The organism is Micromonospora sp. C28SCA-DRY-2 (assembly GCF_030519475.1).
Classification (GTDB): Bacteria; Actinomycetota; Actinomycetes; order Mycobacteriales; family Micromonosporaceae; genus Micromonospora.
In genome coordinates this window covers 619,682-641,433 of sequence record NZ_JAUMKD010000001.1, presented here as the reverse complement: position 1 = coordinate 641,433, position 21,752 = coordinate 619,682, and the positions used below count along the sequence as shown (strand labels likewise).

At 75.0% G+C, this 21,752-nt stretch carries 15 protein-coding genes; 11 read left to right on the top strand and 4 right to left on the bottom strand.

Going from position 1 to position 21,752, the window contains the following annotated elements:
- Positions 1 to 46: 46 nt before the first annotated feature.
- The 4 genes from Q3W71_RS02875 (at position 47) to Q3W71_RS02860 (ending at position 7,504) form a co-directional block, all read left to right on the top strand.
- On the top strand, positions 47 to 988 hold the full coding sequence (locus Q3W71_RS02875) for an ATP-binding cassette domain-containing protein (protein WP_302917704.1): 942 nt from the start codon (positions 47 to 49) through the stop codon (positions 986 to 988).
- On the top strand, positions 985 to 3,219 hold the full coding sequence (locus Q3W71_RS02870; protein ID WP_302917703.1) for a YhgE/Pip domain-containing protein: 2,235 nt from the start codon (positions 985 to 987) through the stop codon (positions 3,217 to 3,219). Before Q3W71_RS02875 ends, Q3W71_RS02870 begins: the two co-directional genes overlap by 4 nt.
- Before the next feature lie 29 nt (positions 3,220 to 3,248).
- Positions 3,249 to 3,842, top strand: a complete 594-nt coding sequence (locus Q3W71_RS02865) for a TetR/AcrR family transcriptional regulator (protein WP_302917702.1) — start codon at positions 3,249 to 3,251, stop codon at positions 3,840 to 3,842.
- A gap of 125 nt (positions 3,843 to 3,967) precedes the next feature.
- Positions 3,968 to 7,504 carry an ABC transporter ATP-binding protein gene (locus tag Q3W71_RS02860; RefSeq protein ID WP_302917701.1) on the top strand — a complete coding sequence of 1,179 codons (3,537 nt, stop codon included), beginning with the start codon at positions 3,968 to 3,970 and terminating at the stop codon, positions 7,502 to 7,504.
- A 97-nt stretch (positions 7,505 to 7,601) separates the two neighbouring features.
- Here the strand turns inward: Q3W71_RS02860 and Q3W71_RS02855 are convergent, their stop codons facing one another.
- The 4 genes from Q3W71_RS02855 to Q3W71_RS02840 all read right to left on the bottom strand — a co-directional run bounded on the left by Q3W71_RS02855 (position 7,602) and on the right by Q3W71_RS02840 (position 11,861).
- Positions 7,602 to 8,669, bottom strand: coding sequence for an NADH:flavin oxidoreductase/NADH oxidase (locus Q3W71_RS02855; RefSeq protein ID WP_302917700.1), 1,068 nt, complete (start codon positions 8,667 to 8,669; stop codon positions 7,602 to 7,604).
- 64 nt (positions 8,670 to 8,733) lie between these two features.
- Positions 8,734 to 10,035 carry a dicarboxylate/amino acid:cation symporter gene (locus tag Q3W71_RS02850; protein ID WP_302918710.1) on the bottom strand — a complete coding sequence of 434 codons (1,302 nt, stop codon included), beginning with the start codon at positions 10,033 to 10,035 and terminating at the stop codon, positions 8,734 to 8,736.
- 202 nt (positions 10,036 to 10,237) lie between these two features.
- Positions 10,238 to 10,903 carry a DUF998 domain-containing protein gene (locus Q3W71_RS02845; RefSeq protein WP_302917699.1) on the bottom strand — a complete coding sequence of 222 codons (666 nt, stop codon included), beginning with the start codon at positions 10,901 to 10,903 and terminating at the stop codon, positions 10,238 to 10,240.
- Complete coding sequence (locus Q3W71_RS02840; RefSeq protein WP_302917698.1) at positions 10,896 to 11,861, bottom strand: glutathione S-transferase family protein; 966 nt, start codon at positions 11,859 to 11,861, stop codon at positions 10,896 to 10,898. The genes Q3W71_RS02845 and Q3W71_RS02840 overlap by 8 nt, the downstream gene beginning before the upstream one ends.
- Positions 11,862 to 11,966: 105 nt before the next feature.
- Between Q3W71_RS02840 and pcaF the strand changes: the two genes are divergently transcribed.
- The 7 genes from pcaF (at position 11,967) to Q3W71_RS02805 (ending at position 21,737) form a co-directional block, all read left to right on the top strand.
- A complete protein-coding gene (gene pcaF / locus Q3W71_RS02835; protein ID WP_302917697.1) occupies positions 11,967 to 13,172 on the top strand; it encodes a 3-oxoadipyl-CoA thiolase in 1,206 nt (401 codons plus the stop codon).
- A gap of 234 nt (positions 13,173 to 13,406) precedes the next feature.
- Positions 13,407 to 14,225: an SAM-dependent methyltransferase gene (locus tag Q3W71_RS02830; RefSeq protein ID WP_302917696.1), complete on the top strand. Its 819-nt coding sequence runs from the start codon at positions 13,407 to 13,409 to the stop codon at positions 14,223 to 14,225.
- Positions 14,226 to 14,229: 4 nt separating this feature from the next.
- Positions 14,230 to 16,398: a bifunctional diguanylate cyclase/phosphodiesterase gene (locus Q3W71_RS02825; RefSeq protein WP_302917695.1), complete on the top strand. Its 2,169-nt coding sequence runs from the start codon at positions 14,230 to 14,232 to the stop codon at positions 16,396 to 16,398.
- 13 nt (positions 16,399 to 16,411) lie between these two features.
- Complete coding sequence (locus Q3W71_RS02820; RefSeq protein WP_302917694.1) at positions 16,412 to 16,912, top strand: DUF456 domain-containing protein; 501 nt, start codon at positions 16,412 to 16,414, stop codon at positions 16,910 to 16,912.
- 291 nt (positions 16,913 to 17,203) lie between these two features.
- Complete coding sequence (locus tag Q3W71_RS02815; protein ID WP_302917693.1) at positions 17,204 to 18,811, top strand: amino acid permease; 1,608 nt, start codon at positions 17,204 to 17,206, stop codon at positions 18,809 to 18,811.
- Positions 18,812 to 18,905: 94 nt separating this feature from the next.
- Positions 18,906 to 20,270, top strand: a complete 1,365-nt coding sequence (locus Q3W71_RS02810; protein ID WP_302917692.1) for a glutamine synthetase family protein — start codon at positions 18,906 to 18,908, stop codon at positions 20,268 to 20,270.
- A gap of 111 nt (positions 20,271 to 20,381) precedes the next feature.
- Positions 20,382 to 21,737: an aldehyde dehydrogenase gene (locus Q3W71_RS02805; RefSeq protein WP_302917691.1), complete on the top strand. Its 1,356-nt coding sequence runs from the start codon at positions 20,382 to 20,384 to the stop codon at positions 21,735 to 21,737.
- Positions 21,738 to 21,752: the final 15 nt, after the last annotated feature.

The following is a 21,752-nucleotide window of genomic DNA, read 5'->3' as shown; positions in this document are numbered from 1 at the left end:
CATGTTTTTGTACTGACTGGTCAGTTCAAAGGAGTGTGCCGGGTCGATGGTGGTCGTCGAGGCGAGCGGGCTCGGGCTGCGGACCCGCCGGGGCTGGGTGTTCCGGGACGTCGACCTGACCGCCGCGGCCGGGGAACTGCACGCGGTGACCGGGCCGCCCGGCAGCGGGCGTACCTCGCTGCTGCTCGCCCTGGCCGGGCGCTTCCCGACCAGCGATGGCCGGCTGCGCCGGCACGGTCCGGCGGCGCTCGGGCAGGTCGCCGGGGTGCACGAGCCCGACCCGGCGCTGACCGTCGCCGAGCACGTCCGGGAACGGCTGCTGCTGCTCGGCCCGGCGCCCGGTCGGCGACGCCGGCTGGCGCCGGTGGCGGCGGCACGGGCCCGGCGGGCGTACCGCCGGGAGGCGCTCGCCACCGCGCTCGAGGGAGCCGGGTTCGCCGACGACGCGCCGCTCGACCCGGACATCCGGGGTCGTGACCTCACCCCGGTGCAGCGCCAGGTGCTCGGCCTCGTGCTGGCCACGCTGAGCGGGCCCAGCCTGATCGTCGCCGACGACGTGGACGCCGGCGCGGACGCGCCGGAGCGGGCCTGGCTCTGGTCGGCCCTGGGCCGCCTGGCCGAGCAGGGGTACGCCGTGGTCGCCAGCGCCCGGGCCGTCGAGCCGGACACCCCGGCGATCGTGCACCGGCTCGGCGAGCCGCCCGCCGACCCGCCACCCGCCGGTACGGTGCCCGCCCCGCGCCCCGCCCCGGCCCGCGCGGTCCCGGCCCCCGGCGCCGCCGGCCCCGCCGCCGCGGAGTCCAGCGCTGCCGAGGCGCACGGTGGGGAAGCGGTGGAGCCGGCCGACCCGCCGTCGGAGGTCGAGGCGGCCCGAGCGAGCACCGGGACCGCCGGCGCGGCGGAACCGGCCGCGCCGGCGCGCGAGCCCGACGTCCCCTGCCCGACTGCGGCCCCGCCGGCCGCCGAGCGTGCCGAGGTGACCCGATGAGCGTGCTCCGACTCGCCCGGTTCGAGCTGCGCCGGCTGACCCGGGGCCGGCTGCCCCGCGCGGCGCTCGCCGTGCTCACCGTCATCCCGCTGCTCTACGGCGCGCTCTACCTCTACGCGTTCTGGGACCCGTACGGGAAGCTGGACCGGATCCCGGTGGCGCTGGTCAACGCCGACCGGCCGGCCACCGCGGCCGACGGCAGCCCGGTGCGGGCCGGCCAGGACCTCACCGACGAACTGCTCGACCGGCGGGTCTTCGGTTGGCACGTCACCGACCCCCGGGACGCCGCCGCCGGCCTGCGCAGCGGCCGCTACCACCTGATCTTCTCCATTCCGGCGGACTTCTCCGCCACCCTGGCGGCCGGCCCCGAGCCGGACCGGCCGGCCCGCCGGGGCGAGCTGAAGCTGGTCAACGACGACGCCACCAACTACCTCTCCGGCCTGCTGGCCCGTTCGGCGTTCGGCGAGATCCGGGCCGCCGCCGCCGAGTCCGCCGCGAAGGACTACTTCGCCCGGATGCTGGTCGGCTTCACCGACGCCCGGGCCGAGACGGCCCGGGCGGCCGACGGGGCCGGTCAGCTCGCCGACGGGCTCGGCCGGTCGGAGGCCGGCGCCGGGACGATCGCCGACGGGCTGGGCACGTCCGGGGCGGGCGCGGACCAGCTCGCCGACGGGCTGGGCGGCGCCGCCGCCGGCGCGCAGACCCTGGCCGGTGGCCTGGACCGGTCGGTACGCGGCGTCGACGAGCTGGCCGCCGGCCTGGGCGAACTGCGCGCCGGCGCCGGGCAGCTCGCCGACGGCACCGCCCGGGCGGCCACCGAGACCCGGGCGGTGGCCGACCGGGTCAACGGCGCGGCCGAGCGGATCGAGCCGGTGCTGCGCGACAACGCCGGTCGGATCGAGCAGGCGGCGACCGCCATCGCCGAGGGCGCGCAGGCGCTCGCCGACGGCCTGGACGCCCTGCCCCGGCGGGCCGAGGACGCGGTCAGCCGGGCGGAGGAGGTGCGCGACCGGCTGGCCGCCCTGGTCGCCGAGCACCCCGAGCTGGCCGACGACCGGAGCGTGGTGGCGGCCCGGGCCGCGGCGACCGCCGCGGTCGAGGCCGCCCGGGCGGTCACCACCACCCTGGACGGCGCCGAGCTGACCGCGCTCCGGGACCGGATGACCGGGGTGGCCGCCACCGCCCGGGAGATCGCCGCCGCCGCGCCGCACCTGGCCGACGACGTGGCCACCGCCCGGGCCAAGGTGAACGAGCTGGCCACCGGGCTGGGCACGCTGGCCCGGGGCAGCGCCGAGCTGCGCGACGGCCTCGGCACGGCGGCCGGCGGCGCCGACGAGCTGCGCGGCGGGCTGTTCCGGCTCGCCACCGGCGCACGGGAGCTGGACGGTGGGCTGACCCGGCTCGGCGACGGCAGCGAACGGCTCGCCGACGGGCTCACCCGGCTGGAGTCCGGGGCCGGTGACCTGGCCGCCGGCCTGACCCGGTTGGGCGGCGGCGCGGGCGACCTGGCCGACGGCCTGACCGCGGGCGCCGACCGGTTGCCCGGGTACGACGACGCCGAGGCGCGCGCCGACGTCCTCGGCGACCCGGTGGCGCTGGAGCGCAGCACCCGCAACCCGGCCGGCGCGTACGGGGTGGGCTTCGCCCCGTACTTCCTCGGCCTGGCGCTCTGGGTCGGCGCGATGATCACTTACCTGCTGCTGCGGCCGCTCAACCGGCGGCACGTGATGTCCGGCGCACCCGCCTGGCGGGTCGCGCTGGCCGGCTGGCTGCCGGCCGCGGCGATCGGGCTGGCCCAGGCCGGGATGCTCTTCGCGGTGGTCACCCTGGCGCTGGGGCTGGACCCGGCCCGCCCGGCCGCCACGTTCGGGCTGCTCGCGCTGGCGTCGCTGGCCTTCACCGCGATCGTGCAGTGGCTGGGCGCGCAGCTCGGCCCGGCCGGCCGGCTGGCCGCGCTGGCCCTGCTGATGCTCCAGCTCACCTCCTCGGGCGGCACCTACCCGGTGCAGACCTCGCCTGGCTTCTTCCAGGTCGTCCACCCGTGGCTGCCGATGAGCTACCTGGTGGCCGGGCTGCGGCACACCGTCAACGGCGGACCGGTCGGGCCGGTACTGACCGGCGCCGCCGTGCTGGCCGGCTTCGCGGCCGGCGCGCTGGCGCTCACCGTGGCCGCCGCCCGCCGGTCCCGGCGGCTGACCCCGGCCACCCTGCACCCCGAGCTGACCATGTGAGGATGGGCGGGGCGCGGACGGGAGGGCGAGTGACGGACGGACGGTCGCGGCGGCGGGTCGACACCCGGCAGCGCCTCTTCGAGGCGGCCGTGGAACTCATCGCCGAGCAGGGTTTCTCGGCGACCACCGTGGACGACATCGCGGCCCGTGCCGGGGTGGCCAAGGGCACCGTCTACTACAACTTCGAGTCCAAGACGGTCCTCTTCGAGGAGCTGCTCCGGCACGGCATCGGGCTGCTCACCGCCGAGTTCCGGGCCGCGGTGGCCGGCCTGCCGCCGCGCGAGGCGCTCGCCGCCCTGGTCCGCGCCGAACTCGAGTACATCCGGCGCTACCGGGCCTTCGCCCAACTGCTGCTGTCGGAGATGTGGCGGACCAACCGGGAGTGGCAGCAGACGTTGCGGCTGCTGCGCGGCGAGGCGATCGAGGTGATCGCCGAGACGGTCCGGGCCGGCGTGGCCAGCGGCGACCTGCCGGCCGACCTGGACGTGCGGACCGCGTCGTCGGCACTGTTCGGGGTGGGGCTGGTGGTGGCGGTCGACTGGCTGGTCTTCCAACCGGACCGGCCGATCGAGGACGTGCAGGAGGCGCTGCTCGGCATCGTCCGCCGGGTCGCGCAGACCTGATCGGTTCGGCCCCGTGGATCACCCACAGTGGTGACGCCGATTCTCCGCGCCGCGTAATTCCGTTGATCCGCATCCGGCGAGCACGCAGGCTGGAGGTTCCCCCACCGATACCCGGAGGACCTTCCATGCGCCTGCTCCGAGATCTGTGGGCCACCTCGCCGCGCCGGATGGCGGTCGTGACCTGCCTGATCGTGCTCGGCGCGGGCGGCCAGGCGGCCGCGTCGGCGCTGGCCGGGCCGGTGCTGGTGCACCGGTCGGGCGGGTTCTTCACCGCGCTGGCGATCGGCCTGGTCGCCGCCGTGCTCAGCGACCTCGCGGTGAGCCTGCTGATGGCCGGACTGACCGCCGACTGGTCCGCGCACGTGCGGCGCCGGCTGTGCCGGGTGGCGCTCGGCCAGGACCTGCCGACCCTGGAGACCACCCCGGTCGGTGAACTGCTCGACCGGATCGACGGCGACGTCTACCAGGTGGCCGCATCGGTGCGCAACCACGGCGTACGGATCGCGCAGGGGCTGGCCGTGGGGCTGCTCTCGGCGGCCGTCGCGCTCACCGTCTGGTGGCCGGTCGGCGTCGGCATGCTGCTGCTCACCGCCGTGCTGGCGGCCGCGCTGCGCCGCCCGACCGCCCGGATCGCCCCGGCCCGGATGGCCGAGGAGGAGGCGTGGTCCGACCTGGCCGCCGTGATGGAGGAGGCGATCCACGGCCAGGACGACGTCCGCACCAGCCTGGCCCGGCCGTACGTGCTGCGCCTGTACGCCCGGCGGGCGGCCGAGGTGCTGTCCCGGGGGGTCCGGGTGTGGCGGATGTCGGCCAAGGTCACCACGATCGCCGCCGGGGTGACCCGGGGTGGGATCGCCGCGGTGGTGCTCGGCGGGGCGTGGGCGCTGGCCACCGGCCGGGTGGACGCCGCCCGGCTGACCGCGGTGTGGCTGCTCGCGCTCGGCTTCGGACTGACCGTCGAGCACGTCGCGCGGATGGTGCCGGAGCTACAGTACGCGCTCGGCGCGTGGGCCCGGGTCCAGTTGCTGGAGGGCGCCCGGCAGGAGCCCACCGGCGGGGCGGCCCCGACCGAGGGTGACCTGACCATCCGCGACCTCACCTTCCGCTACCCGAGCACCGACCCGGACGGCGAGCGCGGTCCGGCGCTGCGCGGCGTCGACCTGACCTTCGTCCGGGGCCGCTCGTACGCCCTGGTGGGGCGGACCGGGTCCGGGAAGTCGACGCTGGCCAAGGTGCTCACCCGGGCGGTCGAGCTGCCCCGGGGCACGGTCTTCCTGGCCGGCCGCGACCTGCTCGACCTCGACCTCGAACAACTGCGCCGGTGGATCGCCGTGGTGCCGCAGCGCACCGAGATCCTCGCCGGCACGCTCGCCGAGAACGTCGCGCTCTTCGACCCGGACCTGCTCGACGACGCCGCCCGGGCGTTGCGCGAACTCGGCCTGGCCGGCTGGATCGCCGAGCTGCCCGACGGGCTGGACACCCGGCTCGGCGAGGGCGGGCACGTGCTGTCGGCCGGGCAGGAGCAGCTGGTGGCGTTCGCCCGGATCCTGGTGCGCGACCCGCACGTGGTGATCCTGGACGAGGCCACCGCCCGGCTCGACCCGGTCACCGAGGCGCGGGTGCAGCGGGCCACCGAGCGGCTGCTGCGCGACCGGATCGGCATCGTCATCGCCCACCGCCTCTCCTCGGTGCGCCGCTGCGACGAGGTGGTGGTGATGGCCGACGGCGCGGTGGTCGAGGCCGGCCCGCTGCGCGAGTCGGAGCGCTTCGCCGAGCTGCTGGCGACCAGCCACAGCGCCGCGTACGCCCAGGTCGGGTCGGCGGTGCGGGCCGGCGGCGGCACCGACCTGCTGACCGGGCCGGAGCCGCCGGACGGCTGGCCGCCGGCCGAGCTGGACCGGCCGGCGCCGGCCGGGCCGGACCGGGCGCCGGAACCGGCCGCGGCGGCCCCGCCCAAGGCCGAACCGCCGCCGCTGCCGCCACCGGCGCCCGCCCGGACCCTGCGGGAGATCTTCCGGCTCTGCCGCAACGACGCCCGCTACGGCCTGCTGGCGGTCGCCCTCTTCGTCGCGATCATGGTGCTCGGCCTGGACGGCGCGGTGCTGCCCTGGCTCTGGGCCGACCTGGTCGACGGCCTGGGCGACCCCTACCTGCCGGCGCTCGGGATCGTCGTCGCGCTCCTGGCCACCATGCCGATGCACTACGCCACCAACCTCTGGTTCCCGCACTGGTGGGTACGGCAGATGCTGCGGATCAGCCTGCGCCTGGTGCACGGGCAGACCGGGCCGCGCCGGGTCAGCGGGCACACCCCGGCCGAGGTGGTGGCCCAGGGCGGCGACACCGAGCGGGTGGTGCAGCTCGCCGACAACCTGCTGGACCAGTTCATCTCGCTGGTGCTGGTGGTGGCGATGACAGTGGTCACCGGCAGCGTCGTACCGGCGCTGTTCTTCCTCGGCACGATGGTGGTCTCCGGGCTGGCCGCCACGCTGTTCGGGCCGCGGCTGGAGCGTTCCGCCCGGGCCACCGTGGCGGCCCGGGCGGCGTTCGCCACCGCGCTGGTCTCCACGCTGTCGGCGGCCCGCACGGTGAAGCTGGCCGGGTCGACCCGGCCGGTGCTCACCCACCTGGCCGGCCTGGACGTGGTGCGCAGCGACCGGCAGCGCCGGGAGATCTCGGTGCAGGTCTGGGCCCGGTCCACCCCGGCACTGGTCAGCGGGCTGCTGCCGATCGGCGCCTGGGCGCTCTTCCTGGCCGGTGGGCTCTCCGCCGGGGCGACGCTGGTGGCGGTCGCCACGCTCGGCGCGGCCCGCTGGTTCGCCTGGACCACCGCCTCACTGGTCTCCCAGTACCCGTCGGCGCGGGTGTGGACCCGGCGGACGGTGGCGATGACCGGGGTGGCGGCGTACTCGGCCGAGGTGCCGGGGGTGGACCTGGGCGCGGGCACCGCCCCGGCCCCGCCGGTGCCGCCCCGGCACCCGCTGCGCCGGCTGGAGCTGACCGGCTTCGGGGCACGGCACGAGGACGGCACGGTGGCCGTCCGGGACGTGGACCTGACCGTCGAGCGCGGGCAGCTGGTGCTGGTCGTCGGCCCGGTCGGCTCGGGCAAGTCGTCGCTGCTGCGGGCGCTGGCCGGGATCGTGCACCACACCGGGCGGCTGACCTGGAACGGTGAGCCGGTCACCGAGCCGGAGCTGTTCCTGCGTCCCAACCAGGTCGGCTACGTGGGCCAGCTGCCCCGGGTGCTCTCCGGCACGGTGGCCGACAACATCACCCTGGGCCACCCGGTGGACGCCGCGGCGGCCGTGACGACCGCCCAGCTGGAGCACGACCTGGCCGCCGCCGGCGGCGGGCTGGGGCTGCTCATCGGGCACAAGGGGACCCGGCTCTCCGGTGGGCAGTTGCAGCGGTTGGCGCTGGCCCGCGCGCTGGCGCCGCGTACCGAGCTGCTGGTGGCCGACGACGTCTCCTCGGCGCTGGACGTCACCACCGAGCTGGCGCTCTGGCGGGCGCTGCGCGAGCACGGGGTCACCGTGATCGGCTCGACCTCCAAGCGGGCGGCCCTGGTCCGCGCCGACCACGTGGTGGTCCTCCAGTCCGGCACGGTCGCCGCCCAGGGCCCCTGGCGCGACCTAGAACCCCACTGGTCCCACCTAGCCGGCTGACCCCCCGCCCTCGCCGCGTTGATCATGAGGTTGGCGGCGGAGGATCGGACATCACGCCCCGCTAACCTCATGATCAACGCGGCGAGGGGGTGGGGGGTCAGGTGGCGCGGAGGTATTGGGGGGGCCAGGTGGGGGTGGCGCCGAGTTTGGCGGCGGCGCGGTGCGGCCAGTACGGGTCGCGCAGCAGCTCGCGGCCGAGCAGCACCAGGTCGGCCGCGCCGGTGGCGACGATCTGCTCGGCCTGCTCCGGCTCGACGATCAGCCCGACCGCGCCGGTGGCGACGCCGGCCTCCCGGCGTACCCGGGCGGCCAGCGGCACCTGGTAGCCGGGCCCGACCGGGATGCTGGCGCCGGCGGCGGCCCCGCCGGACGAGCAGTCCACCAGGTCCACGCCCGCCCCGGCCAGCTCGCCGGCGAGCACCACGCTGTCCTCGACGGTCCAGCCCTGCGGCACCCAGTCGGTGGCCGAGATGCGGGCCAGCACCGGCACGTCCTCGCCGACCGCGGCGCGGACCGCGCGGGCCACCTCCAGGGTGAGCCGCATCCGGCCGGCCCGGTCGCCGCCGTATTCGTCGCGGCGGTGGTTGGTCAGCGGGGAGAGGAACTCGTGCAGCAGGTAGCCGTGCGCCGCGTGGATCTCCACCGCGGCGAACCCGGCGGCCACCGCCCGCCCGGCCGCGGTGGCGAACGCCTCGACCACGCGGGCGATCCCGGCCGCGTCCAGCGCGGTGGGCACCCGGTAGTCCGGCTGGAACGGTTCGGCGCCCGGGCCGACCGGGGTCCAGCCGCCGTCGGCGTCCGGCACCCCGCCCCGCCGTGTCGCCCACGGCCGGTACGTCGACGCCTTGAACCCGGCGTGCGCGAGCTGCACCGCCGGCGCCGCGCCGTGCGCGGCGAGGAAGGCGGTCACCGGCCGCCAGGCGTCGACGTGCGCACCGGACCAGAGGCCGGTGTCCTGCGGGCTGATCCGCCCCTCCGGCAGCACCGCCGTCGCCTCGGTCAGCACCAGCCCGACGCCGCCGGCCGCCCGGGCGCCCAGGTGCACCAGGTGCCAGTCGGTGGGCAGCCCGTCCGGCCCGGCGGAGTACTGGCACATGGGCGCCAGCGCGACCCGGTTGGGCAGCGTCACCGCGCGCAGCGCCAGCGGTGTGAAGAGGGAACTCATGGACGACATCCCTCCACAGGCGCGACCCCCGGGGCCGGGGCCCGCGCGCCGTGGGCCGACGGACTCAGGCCGGGACGGGGCTCGGCCGGTCGGTACGGGTGGGCCGGTCCTCCACCGCGACCGGCTCGACCGGCGAGCGCCGGCCGGCCGAGTCGTACGCGGCCCGGTCCAGGGTGCCCTCCCGGGCCGCGACGGTGGTCGGCACCAGCGCCTGCCCGGCCACGTTGGTGGCGGTGCGGATCATGTCCAGGATCGGGTCGATGGCCAGCAGCAGGCCGGCGCCGGCCAGCGGCAGGCCCAGCGTGCTCAGGGTCAGGGTGAGCATGACGATCGCCCCGGTCAGGCCGGCCGTGGCGGCCGAGCCGACCACCGAGACGAAGGCGATCAGCAGGTAGTCGGTGACGCCGAGGTCCACCCCGAAGACCTGGGCGACGAAGATCGCCGCCAGCGCCGGGTAGATCGCCGCGCAGCCGTCCATCTTCGTGGTGGCGCCGAACGGCACAGCGAACGAGGCGTACTCGCGGGGCACGCCGAGCCGCTCGACGGAGCGCTGGGTCACCGGCATGGTGCCCACCGAGGAGCGGGACACGAAGGCCAGCTCGATGGCCGGCCAGGCGCCGGCGAAGAAGCGCAGCGGGTTGAGCCGGCCGGCCGCCGCCAGCAGCAGCGGGTAGACCACGAACAGCACGATCGCGCAGCCGACGTAGACGGCGGTGGTGAACCGGGCCAGCGGGGCCACCAGGTCCCAGCCGTACGCGGCGACGGCGTTGCCGATCAGGCCGAGGGTGCCGATCGGGGCGAGCCGGATCACCCACCAGAGCGCCTTCTGGACGATCTCCAGCAGCGAGCGGTTGAGCGCCACGAACGGCTCGGCGGCCTCGCCGACCAGCAGCGCGGCGGCGCCGACGACCAGCGCCAGGAAGACGATCTGGAGCACGTTGCCCTCGACGAACGCGCCGACCGGGTTGGTCGGCACGATGCCGGTGAGGAAGTCGGTCCAGGAGCCGGTCTTCTGCGGCGCGGCGGCGCCGGCGAGGTCCAGGGTCACGCCCCGGCCCGGGTCGGTGAGCAGGCCGAGGCCGATGCCGACGCCCACCGCGACCAGCGCGGTGAGGCCGAACCAGAGCAGCGTCTTCAGCGCCAGCCGGGCGGCGTTGGCCACGCCGCGCAGGCTGACCACGCTGACCACGATCGCGGTGAAGACCAGCGGCGGCACGGCCAGCTTCAGCAACTGGACGAAGAGGCCGCCGACGGTGTCGAGGGTGCTGGCCAGCCAGCTCAGGTCGTTGGCGCGGGCGAGGAAGCCGAGCGCCACGCCGAGTACGAGGCCGAGCAGGATCTGCACGGAAAAGGGGATCTTGCGCAGGGCGGAAGGCATACTGATGCGTCCAAGGGTCTGGGGTCGGTCAGGGCAGCGTCAGGAGAGCGGCTGCGCCGGACAGATGCCGCTGGCCTGCCGTCGGAGGTCGACGTACAGGCGCACGGTCAGGTGCCAGACGTTGGTCATCGCCCGCCGAGGCTACTCCGCGCCGCTCCCGAGGAGGAAGGAGCGACGAGCGTGACGGTCCTTACACGCCCGTTCGGGACCGGTTGCTCCGTCCGTCCCGATCGGCGGTCAGCCCGAGCGTGGTCGCGGTGACCAGGCCCCAGGCGGCCGCCACCGCGAGCAGCAGCCGCTCCAGGGCGCCGACCAGACCGCCCCGCCCGACCAGCAGGATGGCCAGCCCGATCGCGGCGGCCAGCGGCACCGCGAGCGCCGCGCCCAGGCGGGCCACCCGGCGCAGCGCCGCGGGCGCCCCGGGGGTGGCCAGCAGCGCCAGCATCGCGAGCACCACGGCGGCGGTCGCGGCGATGCTCGCCCCGCCGTGCACCAGGTCCGCCACGGTGGCCCGCTCGAACGGCGGCAGCGGGCAGCCGGCGCTGCACGTCACCGCGCCGGAGACCACCGTGCAGGCCCCGGCCGCGGCGAGCAGTCCGGCCGTCACGCGCAGCGCCGGCGGCAGCGCCGCGGCCAGCAGGAAAAGCCCCGCCGCCAGGGCGAACACCCCGATGCGGTACGTCCGGGCGAACCCGGTGCCGGCGATGCCGGCCTCGCTGACGTACCCGGTCAGGCCGGGACCCGGACCGGCGACCACGGCGACCGTCACCGCTACCGCCCCGGCCAGGGTGCAGCCGGCGGCGGCCGACGCGGCGGCCCGGGACGCGGGCCCGGCGCGCCACACCGGTTCAGCCACGCCCGTGCGGGGTGGTCCAGCCGGACAGGTCCGGGCCGAGCGGCACGATCCGGGTCGGGTTGATCATGTCGTGGGTGGCGTAGTAGTGCCGCTTGATGTGGTCGAAGTCGACAGTCTCGCCGAAGCCCGGCGTCTGGAACAGGTCCCGGGCGTACGCCCAGAGCACCGGCAGCTCGGTCAGTTTGTGCCGGTTGCACTTGAAGTGGCCGTGGTACGCCACGTCGAAGCGGACCAGCGTGGTGAACAGCCGCACGTCCGCCTCGGTGATCGCGTCGCCCATCAGGTAGCGGCGCCCGGCGAGCCGCTCGGACAGCGCGTCGAGCCGGGCGAACAGGGTCCGGAACGCCTCGTCGTAGGTCTGCTGGGAGGTCGCGAAGCCGCACCGGTAGACGCCGTTGTTGACGTCCCGGTGGATCTCCGCCATCAACGCGTCCAGCTCGGGGCGCAGCGCCACCGGGTAGAGGTCCGGCGCGTCCGGGGCGTGGAAGCGCCGCCACTCGGTGGACAGATCCAGGGTGAGCTGCGGATAGTCGTTGGTGACCACCCGCCCGGTGAGCGTGTCGACCAGCGCCGGCACGGTCACCCGCCCGGCGTAGTCCGGGTCGGTCGCCAGGTACGCCTCGGAGAGGAAGCCGATGCCGAGCACCGGGTCGAACCCGTCCTGGTCGAGGCTGAACCGCCAGCCCCGTTCGTCCCGGACCGGGTCGACGGTGCCCAGCGAGATGACGTCCGCCAAACCGAGCAGGCCGCGGACGATCCGGGCCCGGTGCGCCCAGGGGCAGGCCCGGCACCAGATCAGCCGGTAGCGGCCCGCCTCCAGCGGCCAGCGCCCCTGCTCGTCCGGCCCGCCGCCGGGCGGGGACGTCGAGTGCGGCGTGACCCGGTCGGTGAACCGGTTGGGCTGCCGGACGAACTCGCCGGCTCCGCTGGTCTCCGCGCTGAACTGGGCCCGGGTCATGCCGTCAACCTATCGGCCCCGGGCGCGGATATCCTGGCGGCCGGGCGTCCCCCCGCGACCCGGTGGACGCTCCCGTCCCACCCTTCCCACCCCGAAGGACTCGCGATGACCGTGGCATACCTGGTGGCCGGTGTCCGCACCCCGATCGGCCGCTACGGCGGCGCCCTGGCCGGCGTACGCCCCGACGACCTGGCCGCGCACGTGATCCGCGAGCTGGTCGCCCGGCATCCGTCGGTGGACTGGGCCAGGGTGGACGACGTGATCCTGGGCTGCGCCAACCAGGCCGGCGAGGACAACCGCAACGTGGCCCGGATGGCGGCGCTGCTCGGCGGGTTGCCCGAGGAGGTGCCCGGAAGCACTGTCAACCGGCTCTGCGGCTCCGGCCTGGACGCGCTCGCCACCGCCGCCCGCGCCGTCGTCACCGGCGAGGCCGAGCTGGTGGTGGCCGGCGGGGTGGAGAGCATGAGCCGGGCGCCGTTCGTCATGCCGAAGGCCACCTCGGCGTTCTCCCGCACCGCCGAGGTCTACGACACCACCATCGGCTGGCGGCTGGTCAACCCGCTGATGAAGCGGCAGTGGGGGATCGACTCGATGCCGGAGACGGCGGAGAACGTCGCCGCCCAGTACGGCGTGGACCGGGCCGCGCAGGACGCGTTCGCCTACCGGTCCCAGCAGCGCGCCGCGAAGGCGCAGGCCGACGGCCGGTTCGCCGAGGAGATCGTGCCGGTGACCGTGCCGGCGGGGCGCACGGGCAACCGGCTGGTCGAGGTGGACGAACACCCCCGGGAGACCTCACTGGAGAAGCTGGCCGCGCTGCCCACCCCGTTCCGCGAGGGCGGCACGGTGACCGCCGGCAACTCCTCCGGGGTCAACGACGGCGCGGTGGCGCTGCTGGTCGCCGGCGAGGCGGCGGTGGCCCGGTACGGCCTCACCCCGCTGGCCCGGGTCAGCGGGGCCGCGGCGGCCGGCGTGCCGCCCCGGATCATGGGGGTCGGCCCGGTGCCGGCCACCCGCAAGCTGCTCGACCGGCTGGGCACCGGCCTCGACGCGATCGACGTGATCGAGCTGAACGAGGCGTTCGCCGCGCAGTCCGTCGCGGTGCTGCGCGAGCTGGGGCTGCCGGAGGACGCCGAGCACGTGAACCCGAACGGCGGGGCGATCGCGCTCGGCCACCCGCTCGGTGCCAGCGGCGCCCGGCTGGCGCTGACCGCCGCGCTGGAGCTGCGCCGCCGGGGCGGCCGGCGGGCGCTGGCCACCATGTGCGTCGGCGTCGGGCAGGGCATCTCGCTGCTGCTGGAGTCGGTGGGCTGACCCGGGCGCGCGGCGGTGCCGGGGCCGGCGGCGGCGGGCCCGGCCCCGGCTCACCCCCCGGCCGGCCGGGACTGCCGTCGCCGGCTCGGCCGATCTCCCCGGAACGGGACGGCCGGGCCTATTGTGGTCAGCACCACACGATCCGCGGGTCGGCCGGTGCGACCGCCGCGTGCCGCGCACGCGTCCCCGGCACCGGTTCCCTCCCGCACCGCGGCGACGACTTGGGGTGCAGCAGTGCAGATGCCGGACGGACTTCCCGTCGAGATCGACCTCTCCCGGCCGAGCGCGGCCCGGGTGTACGACTACTTCCTGGGCGGGGCGCACAACTTCGAGATCGACCGGCAGCTCGCCGAGCAGATCGCGAGCATGACGCCGAACCTGGCGGCCACCATGCGCGCCGGCCGGGAGTTCCTCCGCCGGGCCGTACGGGCGCTGCTGGACGACGGCGTCGACCAGTTCCTCGACATCGGCTCCGGCATCCCGACCGTCGGCAACGTGCACGAGGTCGCCCAGGCGGCCAACCCGAAGGCGCGGGTGGTCTACGTCGACATCGACCCGGTCGCGGTGGCGCACAGCCGCGAGCTGCTCGCCGGCAACGACCTGACCGGGGTGATCCACGCCGACCTGCGCGAGCCGGAGCGGATCCTGGCCGAGGCCCGGGAGCTGAACCTGCTCGACTTCAACCGGCCGCTGGGCATCCTGCTGGCCGGGGTGGTGCACTTCATCCCGGACGCCGACCGGCCCGGCGAGATCCTGGCCACCCTGCGGGCCGCCGCCGCCCCGGGCAGCTACCTGGTGGTGTCCCACTCGACCTTCGAGGACCAGCCGCAGGAGATGCTCGACGCGCAGCGGCTCTCGGCGCGTACCGACACCGAGATCACCCTGCGCTCGCGGGCCGAGATCACCGGCTTCTTCGGCGACTGGACCATCCTGGAGCCCGGCGTGGTGCACATGCCGCTGTGGCGGCCCGACTCGCCGTCCGACGTCGACGAGCACCCGGAGCGGTTCGGCGCCTTCGGTGGCGTGGCCCGGTACGACCGGCCCGCCGGCTGACCCCATGACGGCCGTCCCGGATCCCGGCGGGGACGAGATCAGCCGGACCGGCGCCCAGGGGTACGCGGCCGACTGGGCCCGCGCGGTGCGCCGGCTCGGGTTCGTGCCGCTGGACGCGGCCGAGACCGAGCGGCTGCTGCTCGTGCACACCGTGCGGCTGGCCCAGGCCCTGCTCGCCGAGCGGTTCTCCGCCCGGCCGGCCGAGGAGGTCGGCCGGGCGCTGGTCGAGGCGCACCTGACCGAGCCGCGGATGCTGGACTGGTCGGTGCGCTCGCTCGGGGAGCGGTTCCTCGTCGAGGTGGTGCCGGCCCGGGCGCGGACCGCGGCGGCGACCGGGCGGGTCGCGGCCCTGCAGGGCGGGCTGGCCGAGGGCTTCGCCCGGGCGCTGCGCGACCGCACCTTCAGCCAGCAGGAGCGGATCGCCCGGTCGGCCTGGCAGGCCCGGGACGAGGTGGAGCAGGCCCTGCGGGACAGCGAGGCCCGGTTCCGCGCGGTGTTCACCGGCGCGGCGATCGGGATCGGCATCGCCGGGGTGGACGGTCGGATCATCGACGTCAACCAGGCGTTCGCCGACATGCTCGGCTACTCGGTGGACGAGCTGCGGCAGGCGGACGTGGCGTCGCTGTTCCACGCCGACGACGCCCCCGGGATGTGGGAGACCTACCAGCACCTGGTCGAGGGCAAGCAGGACACCGCCCGGCTGGAGAAGCGCTACCACCGCAAGGACGGCAGCGTGCTCTGGACCGACCTGGCCGTGTCGCTGATCCGGCACCACGACGGCCGGCCCCGGTTCACCGTGGCCATGATCGAGGACATCACCGAGCGGTACGAACTCCAGCAGCGGCTGCGCTTCCAGGCGCTGCACGACCCGCTCACCGGCCTACCGAACCGGACGCTGTTCTTCGAGACGCTCGGCCGGATCCTCGACTCCGCGACGCCCGAGCAGCGGGTCGGGATCTGCTTCCTGGACCTGGACGGCTTCAAGGCGATAAACGACAGCCTCGGCCACGACCTCGGCGACCGCCTGCTCGTGGTGATCGCCCGGCGGCTGGCCGACTCCGTCGCCAGCCGGGGCCACCTGGTCGCCCGGATGGGCGGGGACGAGTTCGTCATCCTGGTCGACGACGGCGACGGGATGGCCGAGGCGGTGGCGGTTGCCGAGGCCGCCCTGGCCGCGGTCGCCGCCCCGGTGCACGTCGGCGACCAGCAGCTGGCCGTGTCGGCCAGCGTCGGCATCGTGGAGTGCCCGGCCGGCGGCACCTCCGCCTCCGAGCTGATGAAGGCCGCGGACACCACCCTCTACTGGGCCAAGGCGGAGGGGCGGGGCCGGTGGGCGGTCTACGACCCGGAGCGCGGCGCCCGGGACATCGCCCGGTCGGCGCTGGCCGCCGGGCTGCCCGCCGCGCTGGACCGGGGCGAGTTCGTGCTCCGGTACCAGCCCATCGTCTCCCTGCTGGAGGGCTCGATGCTCGCGGTGGAGGCGCTGGTCCGCTGGCAGCACCCGGAGCTGGGCATGATCGGACCGGACCGATTCATCGGGCTGGCCGAGGAGACCGGGCTGATCGTCCGGCTCGGCGAGTGGGTGCTCCGGCAGGCCTGCCGGGACGCCGAGCAGTGGCGCCGCCAGTTCCCCGAGGCGCGGCTGGTGGTGAGCGTCAACCTGGCCGCCCGGCAGGCCGACGACCCGGCCATCGTGGACACCGTGGCGGACGTGCTGGCCACCACCGGGCTGCCGGCGGAACTGTTGCAGTTGGAGCTGACCGAGAGCGCGGTGATGGGCACCGCGGGGGAGCCGCTGCGGTCGCTGCACCGGCTCGCCGCGCTGGGCGTACGGCTGGCCATCGACGACTTCGGCACCGGCTACTCCAACCTGGCGTACCTGCGCCGGTTGCCGATCCACTGCGTCAAGCTGGCCGGGCCGTTCGTGGAGGGGATCCGCGGCGACGCCGTCGAGGCGGCGGCCGACCACCGGGACGAGCGGATCGTCGACGCGCTGGTCCGGTTGGCGCACGCGCTGGAACTCTGGGTCACCGCCGAGGCGGTGGAAACCGCCGTGCAGGCCGAACGGCTGCGGGCGCTGCGCTGCGACACCGGGCAGGGCCGGTTCTTCGGCCCGCCGATGCCGGCCGACCGGATCACCGCCCGGCTCGGCGGCGGCGAGGCGGCGGCGTGAGGAGGCGGGTCAGGTGAGTCTGACCGATTCGCAGGCGGCCGTCTCGGTGCTGGCCGCCCTGGCGATCCTGGCCGGGCTGGCCGGGGTGGTGGTGCCCGGGCTGCCGGCGTTGCCGCTGTGCTGGGGCGGGGTGCTGGTCTGGGCGCTCTTCGGCGGCGCGGGCGCCGGCCGGTGGCTGGTGCTCGCGGCCGCCACCCTGGTCGCCCTCGGCGGGACGGTGGTCAAGTACGCCTGGCCGGGGCGCAACCTGAAGCGCACCGGCGTGCCCACCTCGTCGCTGCTGGCCGGCGGGCTGCTGGGGCTGGTCGGCTTCTTCGTGGTCCCGGTGGTCGGGCTGGTGCTCGGTTTCGTCGGCGGGGTGTGGGCGGCGGAACGGCTGCGCCTGGGCGACTCCCGGCTGGCCTGGCCGGCGACGAAGCGGGCGGTGGCGGCGGCCGGGCTGGCCATGCTCGTCGAGTTCCTCGCCGGCCTGCTCATCGCCGCGCTGTGGGTCGCCGGGCTGCTGCTGGGCTGACGGCTGGGCGGCGGCGCGGGGCGGGTGTCGGGTACGGCGTACCGCCGTACGGGTGAGAGAGAGGTGACGTGCCCCGCGCCGCCGCGGTGCCGGGGCGGTCCGAGCGCCCGGCGCCGGCCCGTCGCGATCGGGCCTGGTCACGACGTCAAGGATGCGCCCGGACGGCCCGGGGCGGCAACGGAATTAGCCCGGCCGGCGGTGACATTCCCACCCGTGATGTATTGACCGCCTTGATCGGCGGGACGACACTTTGCCCACTCGCACCGGGGACCCGCCTCGAGGAGGTGTGCAGTGGCCACGACGCCCGCGCCGACCGCCGAGCAGCCGATGGACGACGACGCCCGACGACTCGCCGAACTCGGTTACAAGCAGGAGCTGCGCCGCAAGTGGAGCGGCTTCTCCAACTTCGCCATCTCGTTCTCCATCATCTCCATCCTGGCCGGCTGCTTCACCACCTTCGGCCAGGCCTGGAACAACGGCGGGCCGGTCGCGGTCTCCTGGGGCTGGCCGCTCATCTCGCTGTTCATCCTGATCATCGGCTTCTGCCTGGCCGAGCTGGTCAGCGCGTACCCGACCGCGGGCGGGATCTACTGGTGGGCGGCGCGGATGGGCAAGCCGGTGCACGGCTGGTTCACCGGCTGGCTCAACCTGATCGGCCTGGTCGCGGTCACCGCGTCGGTCGACTACGGCTGCGCGACGTTCCTCAACCTCACCCTCTCCGCGCTCTTCGACGGCTGGGCGGGGACGCTGCGGCAGGCGTTCATCCTCTTCGTGATCATCCTGGTGCTGCACGGGCTGATCAACATCCTCGGGCACCGGATCATCGACGTACTCCAGAACGTGTCGGTCTGGTGGCACGTGGCCGGCGCGACCGCCGTGGTGGCCATCCTGGTCCTGGTCCCGGACGACCACCAGAGCTTCCAGTTCGTCTTCACCGAGCGGTTCAACAACTCCGGCTTCGGCGACGGCGACACCAGCGGGTTGACCTTCTGGTTCTACGTGCTGCCGCTGGGCTTCCTGCTCACCCAGTACACGATCACCGGCTTCGACGCCTGCGCGCACGTCTCCGAGGAGACCCGGGGCGCCTCCCAGGCCGCCGCCCGCGGCCTCTGGCAGTCGATCTTCTACTCCGCCATCGGCGGCTGGATCCTGCTGCTGGCCTTCCTCTTCGCCGCCACCGACGTCGAGGCGGTCAACGAGGCGGACGGCTTCTCCGGCGCGATCTTCGAATCCGCGCTGACCCCGTTCTTCTTCAAGGCGGTCATCATCATCTCCACCATCGGGCAGTTCTTCTGCGGGATGAGCTGCGTGACCTCGATGAGCCGGATGGCGTACGCGTTCAGCCGGGACCGGGCGGTGCCCGGCTGGCGGCTCTGGTCCCGGGTGGACCGCAACGGCACCCCGGTGAACGCGATCATCGGGGCCACCCTGGCCGGCCTGGTGCTCACCCTGCCCGCGCTCTACCAGAGCCCGGACGGCATCCCGGTCGCCTTCTACGCGGTGGTGTCGGTCGCGGTGATCGGGCTCTACCTGTCCTTCATCATCCCCATCTACCTGCGGCTGCGGATGGGCGACCGGTTCGTCCCGGGACCGTGGACGCTGGGTCCGCGGTACAAGCTGCTCGGCTGGATCGCGGTGGTCGAGATCGCGGTGATCTCGATCTACTTCGTGCTGCCGATCGTCCCCGCCGGGGTGCCCGGCAACCCGGACTTCACCTGGTCGGCGGTGAACTACGCGCCGATCGCGGTGGGCGGGGTGCTGCTGCTGGTAGCGGTCTGGTGGTACGCCTCGGCCCGGCGGTGGTTCACCGGCCCGGTGCGTACCGTCGACCTGCCGGCGCCCCGGGCCGCGGCCGACGGCGACCGGGCGGACGGCGACCGGGCGGACGAGCCGGCGTGAAGTGGCGGCCCGGCGGCGGTTTGCCGGCGCCGGGCCAGCGGGCATTGACGGTGATCACGTCTTACCGGTAGACCTTGGTGATGGAGGCCCGCGGATGAGGAGAGCGCCGCTCACACTGGAACAACTGCGGGTCGCCGTCGCCGAGCACGAGATCGACACGGTGGTGCTGGCCCTGGTCGACATGCAGGGCCGGTTGCAGGGCAAGCGGTTCCACGCGCCCTACTTCCTGGACCAGGTGGTCGCGCACGGCAGCGAGGGGTGCAACTACCTGCTCGCGGTCGACGTGGATATGAACACCGTGGACGGGTACGCCATGTCCGGCTGGGAGCGGGGCTACGGCGACTTCGCCATGCTGCCCGACTTCGACACCCTGCGCCGGGTGCCCTGGCAGCCGGGCACCGCCCTGGTGCTGGCCGACCTCGCCTGGCTGGACGGGGCCGCCCCGGTGGTCGCCTCGCCCCGGCAGATCCTGCGCCGGCAGGTGGAGCGGCTGGCCGAGCACGGGCTGACCGCGTACGCCGGCACCGAGCTGGAGTTCGTGCTGTACCGCGACTCGTACGAGCAGGCGTGGCGGCGCGGCTACCGGGACCTCACCCCGGCCAACCAGTACAACGTGGACTACTCGCTGCTCGGCACCGCCCGGGTGGAGCCGCTGCTGCGCCGGATCCGGCGCGAGATGGCCGGCGCCGGGCTTACCCCGGAGAGCGCCAAGGGCGAGTGCAACCTCGGCCAGCACGAGATCGCCTTCCGCTACGACGAGGCGGTGGCCTGCGCCGACCACCACGTCATCTACAAGAACGGGGCGAAGGAGATCGCCGCCCAGGAGGGCATGTCGATCACCTTCATGGCCAAGCCCAACGCCCGGGAGGGCAACTCCTGCCACATCCACTTCTCGCTGCGCGACCGCACCGGCGGCTCGGCCCTGCTCGGCGACGGCCCGGCGCAGCTGTCGGTGACCGGGCAGCGGGTGCTGGCCGGGCTGCTGGCCACCATGCGGGAGTTCAGCCTCTTCTTCGCGCCCAACGTCAACTCCTACAAGCGGTACCAGCCCGGCTCGTTCGCCCCGACCGCGCTGCGCTGGGGCACCGACAACCGCACCTGCGCGCTGCGGCTGGTCGGCCACGGTCAGGGCATGCGGGTGGAGAACCGGGTGCCCGGGGCGGACGTGAACCCGTACCTGGCCATCGCGGCGCTGATCGCCGGGGCGCTGCACGGCATCGAGCGGGAACTGCCGCTGGGCGAGGAGTGCACCGGCAACGCGTACGACGACCGGGCCGCCGAGCGGGTCCCCGGCACGCTGCGCGACGCCCTCGCCCTCTGGGAGGCGTCGTCGCTGGCCACCGAGGCGTTCGGCGCCGAGGTGGCCGCCCACTACGCCAACCACGCCCGGGTCGAGCTGACCGCCTTCGACGCCGCCGTCACCGACTGGGAACTGACCCGTGGCTTCGAACGCCTCTGACCCGCCGACGCTCCCCGCGATCTTGCACTTTCCGCCCCGGATTCGTGGTGATGAGCGGCTTTTGCCGGGGCAGCAAGCGCAAGATCGCGGAGACGAAGGAGGGCGGGGCGCGTGACCGACGTGCGGAACCCGGCTACCGGGGAGGTTGTCGCGAGCGTGGAAGCGGCCTCGCTCGGTGAGGTGGACGCGGCCATCTCGCGGGCGGCGGCGGCGTACGAGCGGTGGCGGGGGGTCGCGCCGGGGGACCGGGCGCGGCTGCTGCGGCGGTTCGCCGCAGTGGTGGACGCGCACCTGGAGGAGCTGGCGCGGCTGGAGGTGCGCAACTCGGGGCACACCATCGGCAACGCCCGGTGGGAGGCGGGCAACGTCCGGGACGTGCTCGACTACTACGCCGGCGCGCCGGAACGGCTGACCGGCCGGCAGATCCCGGTGCCGGGCGGGCTGGACGTCACCTTCCACGAGCCGCTCGGCGTGGTCGGGGTGATCGTGCCGTGGAACTTCCCGATGCCGATCGCCGCGTGGGGTTTCGCCCCGGCGCTGGCGGCCGGCAACACGGTGGTGCTCAAACCGGCCGAGCTGACCCCGCTGACCGCGCTGCGCCTGGCCGAGCTGGCCCGCGAGGCGGGGCTGCCCGAGGACGTGTTCACCGTGCTCCCCGGCGCGGGCTCGGTGGTCGGGGAGCGGTTCGTCACCCACCCGGCGGTCCGCAAGATCTGCTTCACCGGCTCCACTGAGGTCGGCACCCGGATCATGGCCGGCTGCGCAGCCCAGGTGAAGCGGGTCACCCTGGAGCTGGGCGGCAAGAGCGCCAACCTGGTCTTCGCCGACGCCGACCTGGAACGGGCCGCCGCGAGCGCACCGTACGCGGTCTTCGACAACGCCGGCCAGGACTGCTGCGCCCGGTCCCGGATCCTGGTCCAGCGGCCGGTGTACGACCGGTTCCTGGAACTGCTGGAGCCGGCGGTGCGCGCCCTGCGGGTGGAGGACCCGGCCCGGGAGAGCGCCGAGATGGGCCCGCTGATCTCGGCCGGCCAGCGGGACCGGGTCACCGGCTACGTCGACGGCGCGCGGGTGGCGTTCACCGGCTCCTGCCCGCCGGGCCCCGGCTGGTGGTACCCCCCGACGGTGCTGCTCGCCGACGCCCCCACCGACCGGCACTGGCGGGAGGAGATCTTCGGCCCGGTGGTCTCGGTGCTGCCCTTCGACGACGAGGCCGACGCGGTCCGGCTCGCCAACGACACCGAGTACGGCCTCTCCGGCTCGGTCTGGACCCGGGACGTGGGCCGGGCGGTGCGGGTGGTCCGGGCGGTGGAGTCCGGCAACCTCAGCGTCAACTCGCACTCCTCGGTGCGGTACTGGACCCCGTTCGGCGGGATGAAGCGCTCCGGGCTGGGCCGCGAACTCGGCCCGGACGCGCTGCACGCCTTCACCGACGTCAAGAACGTCTTCATCGCGACGGAGAGCTGAGCGGCGGCCGGTCCA

What these genes read in the sequence shown, in the direction of transcription:
- Q3W71_RS02840 (WP_302917698.1), bottom strand. Translation starts at nt 11,861, where the DNA reads ATGACCCGGGCCCAGTTCAGCGCGGAGACCAGCGGAGCCGGCGAGTTC.
- Q3W71_RS02870 (WP_302917703.1), top strand. Translation starts at nt 985, where the DNA reads ATGAGCGTGCTCCGACTCGCCCGGTTCGAGCTGCGCCGGCTGACCCGG.
- pcaF (WP_302917697.1), top strand. Translation starts at nt 11,967, where the DNA reads ATGACCGTGGCATACCTGGTGGCCGGTGTCCGCACCCCGATCGGCCGC.
- Q3W71_RS02855 (WP_302917700.1), bottom strand. Translation starts at nt 8,669, where the DNA reads ATGAGTTCCCTCTTCACACCGCTGGCGCTGCGCGCGGTGACGCTGCCC.
- Q3W71_RS02875 (WP_302917704.1), top strand. Translation starts at nt 47, where the DNA reads ATGGTGGTCGTCGAGGCGAGCGGGCTCGGGCTGCGGACCCGCCGGGGC.
- Q3W71_RS02860 (WP_302917701.1), top strand. Translation starts at nt 3,968, where the DNA reads ATGCGCCTGCTCCGAGATCTGTGGGCCACCTCGCCGCGCCGGATGGCG.
- Q3W71_RS02810 (WP_302917692.1), top strand. Translation starts at nt 18,906, where the DNA reads ATGAGGAGAGCGCCGCTCACACTGGAACAACTGCGGGTCGCCGTCGCC.
- Q3W71_RS02825 (WP_302917695.1), top strand. Translation starts at nt 14,230, where the DNA reads ATGACGGCCGTCCCGGATCCCGGCGGGGACGAGATCAGCCGGACCGGC.